Raw genomic sequence first — 14,963 nt, forward strand, 5'->3', positions numbered from 1 at the left:
TGAGCCTACCGCATATCACCCATAACAAGCAGGCAAGATGTAGCACTCACAACATACATTCAAACGGCAATTAAATTACAACACCGGTCTCTCCTTCTGCGACAAAAGACGTTGTGTCATTAACCAAAGGGTAAAATATGGCGCTAGCCGGACAGGGACTCTCGACCGTATTTTTAATAGAGTAGAGCACGCAAAAAAACGCAAAGAATAAAAATATCTCGACAGATAAAGACCAACTGGGAGGATTTATAATCAAAGAGGGAGGCGTTATATACGCCTGATTGAGAAATGTATTGGTAAAGAGTAATGAGATACTTAAACCGCAATATTTAACGGCAACGGAAGCGGCTATAATCACCAAGAGAACTACAACCACCAAGAGAACTACAACCACCAAAGCCTCTACAATCGCCAAAACAACTAAATAGATAGGCAATATTCCGGCAAGCCTAGCCTTGCAGCAGGCATATTTGTTGAGGTCCCGAGGCAAATAGGTGGTACTCATAGCAAAACCAGAAAGCGCAAAAAATGTCACCATTTGCGGCCCTGCTGTCAACAATCCATTACGATTTTTCACTCGGCGACTAAAGTGATTAGCATAAGAAGCATAAACCACCTAGGTTCCTGTTGCCACTACAATCGGACCTAAAATAGGTTATGTTTTTTAGTTCTTACGCTGAAATTTTGAGCGCAAGAACTTCCGTCCACACAATTACTTTTCTATTCTTTTGAACTAGTAAAAACAATATCTATTGACGAATAGACACAAAACAAACAACTTCTATAATCACTCATCGATAGGCACCCCCAATTAAACCAGTCATCACGAAACCCACAATCTTAATGAAAATTGGTATCTATTCGATTATCAATAGTACGACTTTAAATATTTTCCGCTATCTCCCCTAGCAATTTATACGAGTCAATATCAATATTTTTGTAGGTATCATAATTAGGAAATTCACCCGATAAAACTGCCACAAGCACGTGACATTATTTGCCAATAAAGACCATATCCGGGTGAGAGGTATCCACAACATTACTTCATCCAATATACGTATCTCGCTCGCTACGATTAAACATCGTACCCACCGAGGCGCGCGAATTTATAACAAACTGAATTTAAATCTCTACTAGGTCTATCGGTTAGCGATGACGTTTTCCAATAACTGTGATGAACGCCCCTTAACCACTGAGTTTTAATATATAAGTTATCGCTGATCATTAGGGAGTTTGACGCCACTATCTTTCGCATACAACAATTCAGAATATCGGCGATTATAGATATGGGGATACGGTATTGGGGTTTACCTTATTGATTACGATAGTGTTGTGCTGCTAACGGTTAAGCTCGTTAATTTCTGTAAAAATTGAGCTTGTTGGTGCTTTATGAAATGTAACCTGAATTCGGTTACCCGAAAAGAAAGATTAGGTGACATGCTCGCGACCTATGAGTCGGCCATGTATCGGCTCTCCATCTCACGCGCAGCAAAGGCTATATATCGGGCCCTGTTAGGGACGAAGCCAACAAAACAGTAAATGAAAATAATCAGGAGAGTATTCATGTTCGCATCGAAAATAATGAGAGCTACGGCAGCACTGGCTTTAATGTGCTTTGCCAACTTGGCGTTCAGTCACGGTTATATTGATTCCCCCCCTTCGCGCCAACAACACTGTGGCGTTGACGTAAAACCGGACAACCCTTCTAGCTCCAAGTGTAATGAAGCATTCGCAAATTGGAACGGGAACTCATCGGACTGGTATCAGTTTATGAGCGTCGTTAACCACCATCTTGGCCGCAAGGTTGTGAAGGGCACTACACACGTATGTGGTTTTGACAGTGAAAATTGGGGCGGCGGAGCAACCCCTTGGGACACGCCAGCTAACTGGCCAACATCATCCATCAACTCGGGCAATCAAAACATTTCGTGGAATATCAGTTACGGCCCACACTTCAGCGATACCATAGAATTGGTTCACTGGATTACTAAGCCTGGTTTCACTTTTGACCCTAGCCGCGAACTTACATGGAATGATTTTGACGCAGAGCCTTTCTGTGACGAACAGATAAGTTCGGGTAATTTCGGTTCAAACCCAAATATGAGCGAGAACCAAGGCGCCAGTACTATTTCCGCAAACTGTAACGTCCCTAGCCGCTCTGGCCGACACGTTATTTATGCTGAGTGGGGCCGAAGCCCATCAACCAACGAACGCTTTTTCAGCTGTGTTGACGTAGTCTTTGGTGGTGGAGGTGGTGGCTCCTCATCGAGCTCAAGTAGTTCCTCATCGAGTTCAAGCAGCTCTTCGTCCTCCAGTAGCTCGTCATCTTCTAGTAGTAGTTCTTCGTCCTCCAGTAGTTCAAGCTCATCAAGCAGTTCTGGCTCTGGCAGTGCGTGCGTTTGTCAGTGGTACAGCGAAGGCACTTACCCGCTTTGCCAAAACTCAAACGGCTGGGGCTGGGAAAATGGGCAAAGCTGTATAGGTGAGTCTACCTGTGAAAGTCAGAATGGCGGCAGTGGTGGTGTAGTGTGTGGTGGCGGCTCGTCGTCAAGCAGCTCTTCCAGCAGCTCAAGTTCTAGTAGCTCCTCTTCAAGCAGCTCTTCCTCAAGCAGTTCGAGCTCCTCTAGTTCCTCCAGCAGCTCTAGCTCATCCGGTGGCTCTGGTGGCACCTGTAGTTGGTATGGATGGAACGTTCCTATCTGTACGAATACCACAAGTGGCTGGGGCAACGAAAACAATCAAACCTGCGTTTCCCAATCGGCCTGTAATTCTCAGTAAGTTAGGGAAAAACGCGATAGAAAATGACCCAGCTACGGCTGGGTTATTTTTTGAAGCCATGGTTATGGGTCAAGCCTAAGCTAGCCGAGTTTTCAGCGTCGCAGTTGGCAAATTAATTCAACCACCTCTATATTAAAAAGCCATAATCAAAAAACCCCCGCCTCCGGAAGAGGTGGGGGTTTTGATTTAACGTCGACTAAACGATTAGTTCCAGTGGATTGGCTACATTGGATTGCCACAAGCTGTAATGCCAATACACGTTTCGCCGTTCTCATTGCCCCAACCGCTCGACTGGTTCTCGCAAATCGAAACGGGCCAACCGTACCAATTGCACATTTGGTTCCCACCACTACTGGAAGAACTTGAAGAGGACGATGAAGAACTACCCGTTGCCCCCTCCAATAAACAGTAACCCTCGTTGAGATCAAACTGGCTAGGGATAGTAGGATTGCCAGGCTGGGTTCGCTGAGCCTGAAAGCCAAACGAAATAGAGCCGTTAACTGGAATACTGCCATTCCAACGGCTAGCGCTATTCGAGGCTGTAACCCGTGTAGCATTACTGGTGTAATCGGCGTTCCAACCAGAAACAAAGCTTTCTCCTAAGCCTAGATCCCAACCAATATCGTAGCCTTCGATTGCGGCTTCGCTGCTGTTGTTGATAGTGAGGTTCACCTGATAAGTATTGCCCCAACTGCCGGTTATGTCGTAGTTCACCTCACACAGCTGGGGGGCCGCGTTTGGTGCTGCTGTGCAAGGCGCAGTTCCACCACCATAGCCGCAGCCTCCAGGAGCACCGCAATTTATACTAAGACCCAGCTCCAGATAATCAATATTAGGGCTGCCTGCATCCGAAGTCGTATACAAACTGGCCTTACTGTAACGGGTCACCCCGCCCTCAACTTGATAACGCTCTTCCTGCCACACATCCCAACCACCCGTCGGTTCAAACACAAATTCGACGGTGTGAGTCTCATCGCCATTACTTAACTCTAAGTTCATCGGTTTAGCTGTGGAACTACCGTTGGCATAGCGAATAAAAACAAGACCGTAACTCACCGCCGCGGGCCCACCTTCAAGAATGTACTCCGGAAAATACACGTAGCTTTGAGGTTCATCATTTGGATTAAAATAATCGTCGTTTACAGAACCGCTGTATACATGCTCAACAAAACCGTCACTAGTGTCGCATACCTCATCACCTTGCAAACGCAGCATATAAAAACTCCCTCCGGAGGAGGATGACGTAGAGGATGACGATGACGAGCTGCTACTAGCAGACGTTTGCGCAAACAAAAGCGGGCTGGATAGGCCTATAGTAATCGTAAGTAAAAGCTGTACTGCCGAATTGATTCTCATACCGATTCCTTTTTCAGGTTTATTGTTATCCTTGCGAGCACATCGCAGTCGCGATAGAACCCGGTTCGCAGAGAGGCGAGATTCGACAATAGAATTTATTTCTAATCACTTCAACAGTGACATGTGCCACAGCTCACTTTTTGGCAGATTATTTTGTAATTCAAGTGATCCTTGTGAGCACATTGCAGTCGCGATAACGCCTAGTTCTCAAACAAGCGATTTTTAACAATGGAATTGATTACATCAGTGATAAGCGTCAACGCTGTATTTTGGGTTTATATTTTGAGGTTCTAATTTCTTAGATAAAACACTTTTTAAAATTTTGATTCATTCGTAGATCCCGCTACTAAATTTCAACAAACACGGACATGAGGTTTGGCGTACACCTAGATATCCATAGGTGCAGCATTTGGCGTTGCTTTTGATGAAGACATATCCAAAAAAAGCCACGAACATAGTCGCGGCTTTTTGGCATGCCTAGATTTCAATCTAACAATGCAATAGAGACACTAGTCTTTATTGCTAAGCTATTATTGAAATTTATATGGTGCGAATCGAAATGCTCCCACCGCACCTAAAGCGTTATTACGATAGAGCGTGGTAGACACTTCGGTAATAACGTTTGTTTCAATACTCCCTAGCTCGGATGCACTGATCGCTATATCCATCCACCCCTCTTGCGCCGAATCATCTAGCACAGAAACCAATAGCTTTTTCTGATTCCACCAAATATCTCTAACAACAACCTCTAATTCCATGCCTGTACCTATAGCCTGACTAGGGATATAAACTCTCTGGGTAATAGTTTTACCACCCAAATTAAATGGCCTCTCCTGGAAGGTACCCACCCCCAAAGCAAGTTCCTGCTCTTGCCAATTCGGGATCAAAACGAACGCGTTTTCACGCCACTCAATGTCGTGCATTTCTTGGTAACCATCAAACCACTCATCTAAATACGATGCCCTAAACATATCCCATATAGTAAGTTTAGGTGGCGGAGTGCTGTTTACATAATTCCTAGCTTTTCTGCCGTCAAGCAATAAGCGATAGTTCAGTAGATCTAGCTGATTACTAACTATGAATTCTCGCCCCCCAAAGTCAAATACGATTTCAAATCGGCTAACACGATTTAAATTAAAGTTTTCATCCGCAGACACAAAGCTTTGGCGACGCATATATTTGTAGTCAAAATAGATCGGTTGACCAAAAACAAGATCACGGCGTCGAATATTATCGAGGCTCGCCACTCTTCCCGCGCCGTCGTAAAGACGAACATCCATAGAGGTAATATATTGTTCAAACTCAACTGGCAATTGAATATCAAAGCTCATCCTAGAATTTACAAGATCCATTTTCCAAGGGAAATCATAAGAAATGTATTCCAGCCCCGCTATGATTGTTTGGTCATATTGTAACTTCAGGTGATTTGATCGTTCCTCAGTATAAGCCGTGGAGCCTGTCAGACTATTTGTGCCCCAGCCCAGCCCCTGAGTCTTTAAAAACAGCCTATCATCGACAACGTCATTTGCTGCACCGTCTAGGTCAATCAACAAATTGTCGTAGCGAATGGCTCCGGTTACGTCTGGAATATCACCCAACGCGTGAATATTCACACCAACCGATGATATCTGCGTAAGGTCAAAACCCTCTTCAATGTAATCTAAATCGCGTTCGCCACGCAGAAACTCAAGCTGGGCAAATGTATCTGGATCGGCCATCCAAGGGCCCCGAAATTGAGTGCTCGCAACACGCCCTTCGGTATCGACTAAAATTACTGCACCACCAACTAAATATTGCATAAAGCCATCACCGTCTACCCAGCTATAAGCACTCGAATAAAGTACGTCAGCATAAATAGTGGCGTTCGTAAAATCGTACACACCGCCAAGGCTTGTGCCGTAACCGAAAAAATCATCACCGGCTTGCCACTCTGGGTAGAAAGCCAAGCTACCATCTTCATAGCCAAGGTTGGCCGTAGTTGCTAGGCCGCCGGTATACAACAGCTCCCAGCTCGCAACCGACTCTTCATTATCAAATGTAAAATCGAAGTCTGCATCAGCAGCAGATTGGGCGAATACCGTTGCGGCAAACCCCGATAAAAGCGTTGTACATACCAACGCACCAAAACGTTTTTTAATGTGGTTCAACGTCATACTAAGGATCCTTTTATTGGTCGAAAAGCCTAACTACGCAGACTTATAAAGCAGATATTTTTGGGATTACTGTTCAAGCACTAATACTTCCCCTAACTACATTACAATAAAAAAGTATGGGAGTTAGACCACGGAAAGGTGTGACTAGCGGCTTATATTAAGAGTGAACGGCTTGAATACTATCAGTACGGAAATCATAAAAAATAGGTTACTAACCGCTAATGAACCCAACATCAGGTTATTCATCAATCCGAGAAAAAAGTATTTTTTTACCCCGGCGCGAGAATAACATGGGTTATGGGTTTTTAGTAAGCAGCCCAGAAAAAATAGGGGCGCTTTTTATACAGTGGCATACTACCTATAAAGATGTGCCGCGTTGGCGATGTACGTATGGAGAATTATTCGGTATCGGATAAAATCAACAGCGACTTAAGCTCTGCGCGTCGGGATCCACTCAACATATCCGCCAAAGTATACTGTTCAAGACAGCTAAAAAAACTATCCATCGCCTCGGCAAACATTTGTTTTAGTTGACATGCAGGGGTAATCACACATTGATTATCGGCACCAAAACATTCCAGTAGTACCGAATCCTCCTCAACCATCCTGACAAGCTGGCCGATATTAATCTGTTCTGGCTCGCGACTTAATCTGATGCCGCCATTGTTTCCCCTAGTAGCAATGATAAACCCTTTGCTACTCAAATCTTGGACAACCTTCATTAGATGGCTTTTAGAAATTTTGTATCGCTCCGCCACCTCCTTGATTGTGACAAGCTCATTCTCTTTCAAAGCTAAGTAAATAAGAACCCGCAGGGAGTAATCGGTAAAGCGCTTAATATTCATAATTCTCGTTCTGTTCGTCCAGTTTGCCGCTCAATATATAAACCCAAAACATTCCCCACCAAAGATTCAAATTGGTTGCATCTTTAAAACTTAGAGGTACAATACAATTATCAAAGATGCATATCAAGTGTATGTTTGATGACTGGGAATCTACTATGTCACACCTTAATTGGCCTATTAACAAAATAGCAACGGAAATACTACACGCGCTACTGCTGTTTAGAACAGCTGGAGAATACAATGAAAGACTATAAACGACTGTGGTGGAGCCTGATTGGCGTAGTTGGCGTCACCTTTTCAATACTAGGTTATTTCGGTACTGAGATTTATCGGGTTGCACCGCCTATACCGGAGGCTTTTCAATCCAGCCAAGGTGAAATTGTAACAACGAATAAGCAAATATTAGATGGTCAGACTGCGTGGCAGTCAATCGGCGGGATGGAACTCGGCTCTATATGGGGACATGGGGCTTACCAAGCTCCGGACTGGTCTGCGGACTGGCTCCACCGCGAACTTATGAGCTGGCTTGAACTGGCGGCTGAAGCCAAGCACAACAGTACCTATGACGCGCTGCCCGATAAACAAAAACACGCGCTCCGTTACGACCTTAAGTCGGAATACCGAACGAATACGTTTGACTCGGAAACAAAGACCGTGATTTTGTCGGACCGTCGCATTCAGGCCATTCAACAAACCGCGGCATACTATGATGCCCTTTTTGGCGGCGCAGCCGAGTTACAACAAACTCGCGAGCACTACGCTATGAAAGAGATCACCTTGCCAAATGATGTGAGACGCGCAAGGTTAACCGAATTCTTTTTCTGGACCGCATGGGCCGCATCAACCGAACGTAATCCCGGCGAGGCAACTTATACCAATAACTGGCCCCACGAGCCTTTAATCGACAACAAACCGACCGCCGAAAATATTGTTTGGTCAATTGTCAGCGTGGTTATTTTAATTGCAGGCATTGGTGGGCTAGTTTGGGGATGGTCATTTTTACGAAAAGAAGAGCACCCTCCTGTTGCACCAGAAACGGATCCCATCTCCTCATTTAATTTAACGCCGTCGCAAACAGCGTTGGGCAAATACTTGTTTGTGGTTGTAGCGCTCTTCACTTTTCAAGTGTTCCTGGGCGGGTTTACAGCTCACTACACTATCGAAGGCCAAGGTTTTTATGGCATCCAAACCTCGGAGTGGTTTCCCTATAGCTTGGTGCGTACATGGCACATTCAAGCGGCTATGTTTTGGATTGCCACAGGCTTTCTTGCCGCAGGATTGTTTTTAGCGCCTGTGATCAATGGGGGCAAAGATCCGAAGTTTCAAAAACTTGGAGTCGATATACTTTTTTGGGCACTAATAGCCGTCGTTGTAGGCTCTTTTACCGGAAACTATCTCGCCATTGCGCAAATTATGCCCGCAGAGCTGAGCTTCTGGTTAGGGCATCAAGGTTATGAATATGTCGACCTTGGCAGAATCTGGCAAATAGGTAAGTTTATTGGCATTGTACTTTGGTTAGTGTTAATGCTGCGCTGTATTGTCCCCGTATTAAAACAAAAGGGCGACAAAAACTTATTAGCGTTATTTACCGCCTCGGTTATCGCGATTGGGCTGTTTTACGGCGCAGGGTTTTTCTACGGTGAGCGCACCCATATTTCGGTAATGGAATACTGGCGCTGGTGGATAGTCCACTTGTGGGTTGAAGGTTTCTTTGAAGTGTTTGCCACCACTGCGCTTGCTTTTATTTTCTGTAGCATGGGTTTAGTAACCAAGCGGATGGCTACTGTTGCGTCACTTGCATCAGCGTCTCTGTTTTTACTTGGCGGTGTTCCCGGCACCTTTCACCATTTGTACTTCGCAGGAACCAGCACTCCGGTAATGGCGGTTGGTGCTACGTTTAGTGCACTTGAGGTAGTACCCTTAATCATATTGGGCTATGAAGCTCGGGAGCATTACAACTTAAAAAGTCGCACACCTTGGATGATCAAAATCAAATGGCCACTAATGTACTTTGTCGCGGTTGCCTTCTGGAATATGTTGGGCGCGGGCGTGCTTGGATTTTCAATCAATCCGCCGATAGCGCTGTATTACCTTCAAGGTCTAAATACAACGGCAACCCATGCTCACGCGGCGTTATTTGGTGTGTACGGATTTTTAGCCCTCGGATTTACGCTACTTATTTTGCGGTATATTCGTCCGCAATTAACCTTTAATGAAAAGCTGATGAAAACATCTTTCTGGTGGCTTAATGGCGGGTTGGCACTGATGCTGTTTACCAGCCTTCTGCCGGTCGGCATCATTCAATTTGTCGCTAGCGCATCTGAAGGACTTTGGTATGCACGAAGTGAAGCACTACTGCAAAGTGATGTACTTGTCACCCTACGATGGGTACGCACCTTTGGTGATGTAGTCTTTATTGTTGGTGCTTTAGCCGTAACGTGGCAAGTTGTGAAAGGTGTATTCGGTTTCGGAGTAGCGGCTAATATTGAACCAGAAAGTTCACATACATAAATCGGAGTAGAGCCAAAGGCAAGTCACGACACCCGCTACCATTGTGGTTGGTGTCGTGACTTTCACGTTTTAATAAAAGTTATATATCAACGCTTTAAAAACTTACGTTAAAAACAGCCCCCGTTAACGAAACACTTTGATCATCCAAGACGTGGTACTGATATTTCAAGCCTATCGAGACGTTTTCATTTAACGGCACTGCAGCGCCAACGGCAAAGTATGGGTCGATACTGCCATCCAAATCTGTATCGGCATTATTTGCAATCGATACAACATCACCCTGCCAAACAAATACGCCCGCTTCTACGAAGCCATTAAGCTTGCTATATAAATCTCGCTGGTAACGTGCGCCTAGGGTTAAACCTGAACCCGTATATGGATGATGTTTTTTTATAGATCGGCGCAAACTCTCATCATCATCCGCGGGCAGGTTAAAATCCGCCGCGACTTCGCCTAAATCTAAATAGCCAATAGTCGCAGAAAAATTGTCGTTGTAGTGATAACCAAGTAACAACTGAAAGGTAGTAGATTTAGTATCGTAATGGGTTGTTGTTACCGCTAAGCCATCTTGCTGCATACCCCTCTCAAAGTCGCTTTTGCTTTGTGAACCGCTTGCGCGGCCCACACTCACTTCTGCAAAGCTATCTTTTGCTATTGCTTGCCAGTCTAAAGCATAGGATTTTTCTGTTGGAAAGCTTAACGCTATTGCAGCTAGAGCCGATGCCGCTACGTTGCTTTTTATACCCCACACTTTTTTTCCACTAAGGTTTGGGTTCACCTTTGTTTGGTTATTGGCTTTTTTAGCCAAGGGCTTTTTCCTGCTTGCCCAAGCCAAACCACCAAGTAACACCAGTAGTAATGGCCCAGTGCTGCCACCGCCACTCGCGCGGGTACTGACCGTTTGGGTTTTTTGTACGGCTATGCCACCTGGGTCTTCTACCGATGCGTTTACAACACCATCTGCATCGTTCGGTCCGCCATCTTCGATAGTCAGCTGTACACAAAGATACCCTTCAATTAATCCCGATTGGTAAGAGTCAGCGCCCGGAGGTGGACAGTAACCCAGCTCACCGGCGCTGGATTCGAGACTATTATTTGCATCTTCAACAAACGTAGACCAAACACCATTCATGAATTTACGGTACACACCATTCGCAGGAACAGGCTCTTGCAATGGAATGACAATACGAACCGTTTGCCCAGCGCTAGGCAGCTCGGCCAATTCAAAGTCGAACAGATCTCCAGCCAACGTAAAGTAAGGGTCGTCGCTAAGGTCAGCTTGCTCGGCAATATCGTCCTTGCCTAATCGCGCGCCACCAGACTGACCGGCTTGCGCAAACAAGCCGAGTCGACAATGAACACCCGGCTCACATTCCAGAAGGAAGGCGTCGGTTTCGTTTGCAGCTGCAGGCAACACGTTAGTTTCGGCAATGTTATCCAAGTAATCGGGGATACCATCGGCATCGGCATCAGCCGTGCCTTCGCTTGCATCGTCGATTCCGTCGTTATCACTATCGGTAACCGCACTCAGTACCGGCGTTGCCGCGACGACCACAAGGTTTACTGTTTCGGTATCGCTTGCGCCAGCCGAGTCGGTAACGGTTAAGGCGATTTTGTAAGCGCCGTTTGCGGTATTGCTTGGGTCGAAGGTAAAGGTTGCATCACCGCTATTGCCGTCAACATCGGTTAAGTTACCGCGGCGATTTGCCCAGCTATAGCTGTGGGTGTCCGCACTGTTGGGGTCGATAACAGAAGCGCTTACAGTTACCGTTCCGCCATCACGAGCGACCAACGATGTCGGTACACCATTTTGTCGTGCCGCTAAGGTAAGCTGTGGCGCAACGTTTCGCTCTATAATTGTTAACCTGTGAACCACTCTTGTACCAACGTTAATATCGTAGATATCCGCATCGAAGCCGTCCTGTAAATCTTCTGCATTCGTGGTTTGATCATCTAGGCGAACAATTAACTGCTCGTCGTTTTCAGCCACATCATCCTGGGTGATATTGACGTTCAGTTTTACGCTTGTTTGCCCTTGGTTAAAGGTAATAACACCTTCGACGAGATCGTGGTCCGCGCTGGTGGTGGTACTGTTTGCGTCAATAATGTAAGGCACTTGGAATGGATAGAATGGCGCTTTGCCGTTTAACATAATACGGATTTCAGCCACACCACCTTCGGTGTTAACACTGTCGTTGCTTAGCGAAACCAACGGTCGAATATAAACTTTTTGCGTAACCTCGGTCGTATTGTTTTTGTTGTCCGTAGCGAGCCAGACAATATTATTTACGCCGGGAGCGAATTTGTATTTATCGCCAACCGCGCCAATCGGATAGAGATTACAACAACCGTTGCCGTCGACATTGTCGCTCACTAGTTCAGCTATAGCGGCATCAACTAGGTCGCTGTCTGCATTCGCGGGCAAGCCAAGTAATTGCGCCGTGTTAACCTCGGTGAACAGGCCAATTGCATCCAGCAGAATATCGTTAGGCGCGGTAAGATCTGGCGGTGTTAGATCTAAATAATCGGCGCTGTTATTCGGGTCGGTGCCGTCTTTACCTTCTTGATAATCGGTAATGGTGTCGCTGTCGGTATCGACCCTTGCCACTACGGTAATATCAAACGCCGGTAACACAACGCTACTAGAGCCATCGCTCACACTTATTTGAATACCACTCGCGACACCGACATCAGCCGCACTGGGCATGCCCATTAATGTTCCGCTGCTGGCATCGAAACTTAGCCAGCTTGGCGCGCCCGTTACGCTGTAGGTTAAATCAAAATTGCTATCACCTACCGTTACCTCAGGCGTGAAACTGTAGTTACCATCTTCTTCTACATCGGCACTTGGTGTACCTGTTAGCAGCGGCGCAGCGGCGGGTACAAATTGAATTTGTACCGTAGCGGCATTGGATGTAGCTCCACTGTCGTCGTTAACGGTGTAGCTGAAGGTGTCGCCCGCCGTTACATCGGCACCAGCATTAGCGGTGTAGGTTACCGTTCCATCCTTGTTATCGGTGAGCGTACCTTGGCTAGGCGCAAGGGTAACTTCGATAGTTGCGGGGTCTACACTGCCATCGATATCGCTGTCGTTGGCGGTAAGGTTTATTGATGTAGCAACACCAATAATCACTTCCGCGCTATCGGCGTTCGCGAGCGGTGCATCGTTAACATTTTCAACGGTAAGACCAACATCGGTCACGTTGGATACTGCACCGTTGTTATCGGTAACCTGATAGCTAAATACATCGTAACCAATAAAGTTATTGTTTGGTGTATAGGTAACGCTACCATCGGCGGGGTCTACTGCTACCACGCCTGAGCTAGGGTCCAGAACGATCACAACAGATGCGGCCACTAACGAGCCATCCACATCCGTGTCGTTACCTAACACGTTAATGGTTAAACTCGCGTCTTCTAATAAGTTAACCATATCGCTATTCGCCACCGGCGCATCGTTTACGCTGGCAACAGTGAGGTTAACCGTAGCCGCTACCGAGGTTGCGCCAAGGTTGTCTTCTACGGTGTAGGTAAACGCGTCGCTGCCGAAATAGTTACTCGCGGGTGTGTACGTAATTTCACCGGTTGTAGTATTAATTGCGGTGGTGCCATTTGTCGGCGCGGTAGTTACAACAACAGTACTGGTCTCTAGGCTGCCATCGCCATCGCTATCGTTGGCAAGAACATTTATAACAACCGCAGTGTCTTCATCGGTAGTTGCATTATCATCCACCGCAACAGGTACGACATTGGGGTCGATAACCGTCACTGTCACCGTAGCCACATTTGACATCGCCGCGTTACTGTCATTTACGGTGTAAGTAAAGGTGTCGTTACCGGTGAAGTCTGCGGTGGGTGTGTATTGAATTTCGCCAGCAACCACAACGGCGCTGCCGTTACTCGCAGCAGAAACAATCGCCAAGGTGGACGCATCGGGCGCATCGCCAATATCAACATCCGTATCGTTGGCAACCACATCAATGGTGGTAACGGTATTGAAGTTCATCGAGGTCACATCGCCAACGGCAACCGGTGCATCGTTAACGGAATTAACCGTAATCGTTACCAGTGTAACAACAGATGTCGCCCCCGTAGCATCTTGCACGGTGTAGTTAAAGGTGTCGGCTCCGTAATAATTTGCAGCGGGCGTGTAGGTAATAACACCGCTAGCGGTATTCACACTCGTCGAACCATTCGCCGGTGCTGTGGTTACGGTAACGCTTGCCGCGTTAATCGCATCATCGGAATCAGCATCGTTTGCCAATACGTCCACCATAACGGCATTATCTTCGTTGGTGGTTGCAGTGTCGGCGGTGGTTTGCGGTGCATCGTTTTGAGTTGCAACGATAATGGTGAAACTAAAATTGCTACCGCCATTATTACTTAAATTGCCGAGGCCATCGGTAAGTGTAAAGGTGAAGGCATCACTGGTTGTTTCGCCGCCATCGTGATCGTAATCGACTAGGCCGTTTGCAATATCCTCTTGCGTAAATGAACCACCATTCGCTAAGGGCGAACCATTTAAAGTAAGCGAACCATTCGCTGGCGCACTGACAATTCCGTAGGTCACGTTCGCAGCGACACTAACGTCATCGCTGGCCGCCAGTTCGGTTGCGGTAATCGGCTGGCCGGTATCACCTTCGTTTATGGAAATACCAAGGTTGGTAGTTAAAGTTGGGCCAGAAACATCCACCACAAAACTGGTGAGTGTAATCACATTACTGGTGTTAGATGCCGCATCCGACACGGCGAGTGTACAGTCGTTGTAACTGCCACTAGCTAAGCCACTAGTATTATCCGGCTGTGTAAGCGCAATAGTTTGGCTACCAGAACTGATTGCCCCTTCGCTTGCGCTACCACAACTACCGCCAACAATTAAGGTACCCGCTTCGGTAGAAGAAAAGGTAACGTTCGGCGTGGTGTCGTTGCTCGGTGTAGTAACCGCAGTAACTTCGGCGAGAACAGGTGCAGCAACATCCACTACAAAAGACGTGAGTGTTAACACGGTACTTTCGTTACCTGAGCTATCCGTAACCGTTAGCGCACAATCGCTGTAGGTTCCTTCGGCAAGCGGCGTGCTGTTGTCGGATTGCGTAAGGGTAATGGTATTGCTGCCCGAACTTATCGCGCCCTCTGCCGCACTGCCGCAACTTCCGGTCACAGCTAAGGTACCGGCTTCTGTTGTCGAGAAGGTTACATCTGGTGTGGTGTCGCTACTAGGCGTAGCCACCGCGGTAACTTCGGCTAGGGTTGGTGCAGTTAAATCAATATCGAAACTGGTAAGCGTAACCGGCGTGTTTGCATTGCCCGCGGCATCGGT

7 protein-coding genes are annotated in these 14,963 nt (G+C 46.6%); 2 read left to right on the plus strand and 5 right to left on the minus strand.

Features of this window, described 5'->3' with window-relative positions:
• Positions 1 to 70: 70 nt before the first annotated feature.
• Entirely contained in the window at positions 71 to 616 is a 546-nt protein-coding gene (locus tag IDZ20_RS04740) for a hypothetical protein (protein WP_188150284.1), read from the minus strand.
• A gap of 992 nt (positions 617 to 1,608) precedes the next feature.
• Here IDZ20_RS04740 and IDZ20_RS16485 point away from each other — a divergent pair.
• Positions 1,609 to 2,778: a lytic polysaccharide monooxygenase gene (locus tag IDZ20_RS16485; RefSeq protein ID WP_425443416.1), complete on the plus strand. Its 1,170-nt coding sequence runs from the start codon at positions 1,609 to 1,611 to the stop codon at positions 2,776 to 2,778.
• 222 nt (positions 2,779 to 3,000) lie between these two features.
• Here the strand turns inward: IDZ20_RS16485 and IDZ20_RS04750 are convergent, their stop codons facing one another.
• The 3 genes from IDZ20_RS04750 to IDZ20_RS04760 form a co-directional block, all read right to left on the minus strand.
• The gene (locus tag IDZ20_RS04750; protein ID WP_188150286.1) at positions 3,001 to 4,134 is read right to left on the minus strand and encodes a cellulose binding domain-containing protein; all 1,134 of its coding nucleotides are present in this window, start codon (positions 4,132 to 4,134) and stop codon (positions 3,001 to 3,003) included.
• A gap of 530 nt (positions 4,135 to 4,664) precedes the next feature.
• Complete coding sequence (locus IDZ20_RS04755) at positions 4,665 to 6,287, minus strand: hypothetical protein (protein WP_188150287.1); 1,623 nt, start codon at positions 6,285 to 6,287, stop codon at positions 4,665 to 4,667.
• Between the two features lie 398 nt (positions 6,288 to 6,685).
• Positions 6,686 to 7,132, minus strand: coding sequence for an RrF2 family transcriptional regulator (locus tag IDZ20_RS04760; protein WP_188150288.1), 447 nt, complete (start codon positions 7,130 to 7,132; stop codon positions 6,686 to 6,688).
• A 240-nt stretch (positions 7,133 to 7,372) separates the two neighbouring features.
• Here IDZ20_RS04760 and IDZ20_RS04765 point away from each other — a divergent pair, with 240 nt between their 5' ends.
• A complete protein-coding gene (locus IDZ20_RS04765) occupies positions 7,373 to 9,643 on the plus strand; it encodes a nitric-oxide reductase large subunit (RefSeq protein WP_188150289.1) in 2,271 nt (756 codons plus the stop codon).
• A 94-nt stretch (positions 9,644 to 9,737) separates the two neighbouring features.
• On the opposite strand, the gene IDZ20_RS04770 is transcribed toward IDZ20_RS04765, so the two are convergent.
• A partial coding sequence (locus IDZ20_RS04770; RefSeq protein ID WP_188150290.1) for a tandem-95 repeat protein occupies positions 9,738 to 14,963 on the minus strand: 5,226 nt, incomplete at its 5' end.

It is taken from the genome of Teredinibacter waterburyi (assembly GCF_001922985.1).
Taxonomy (GTDB): domain Bacteria; phylum Pseudomonadota; class Gammaproteobacteria; order Pseudomonadales; family Cellvibrionaceae; genus Teredinibacter; species Teredinibacter waterburyi.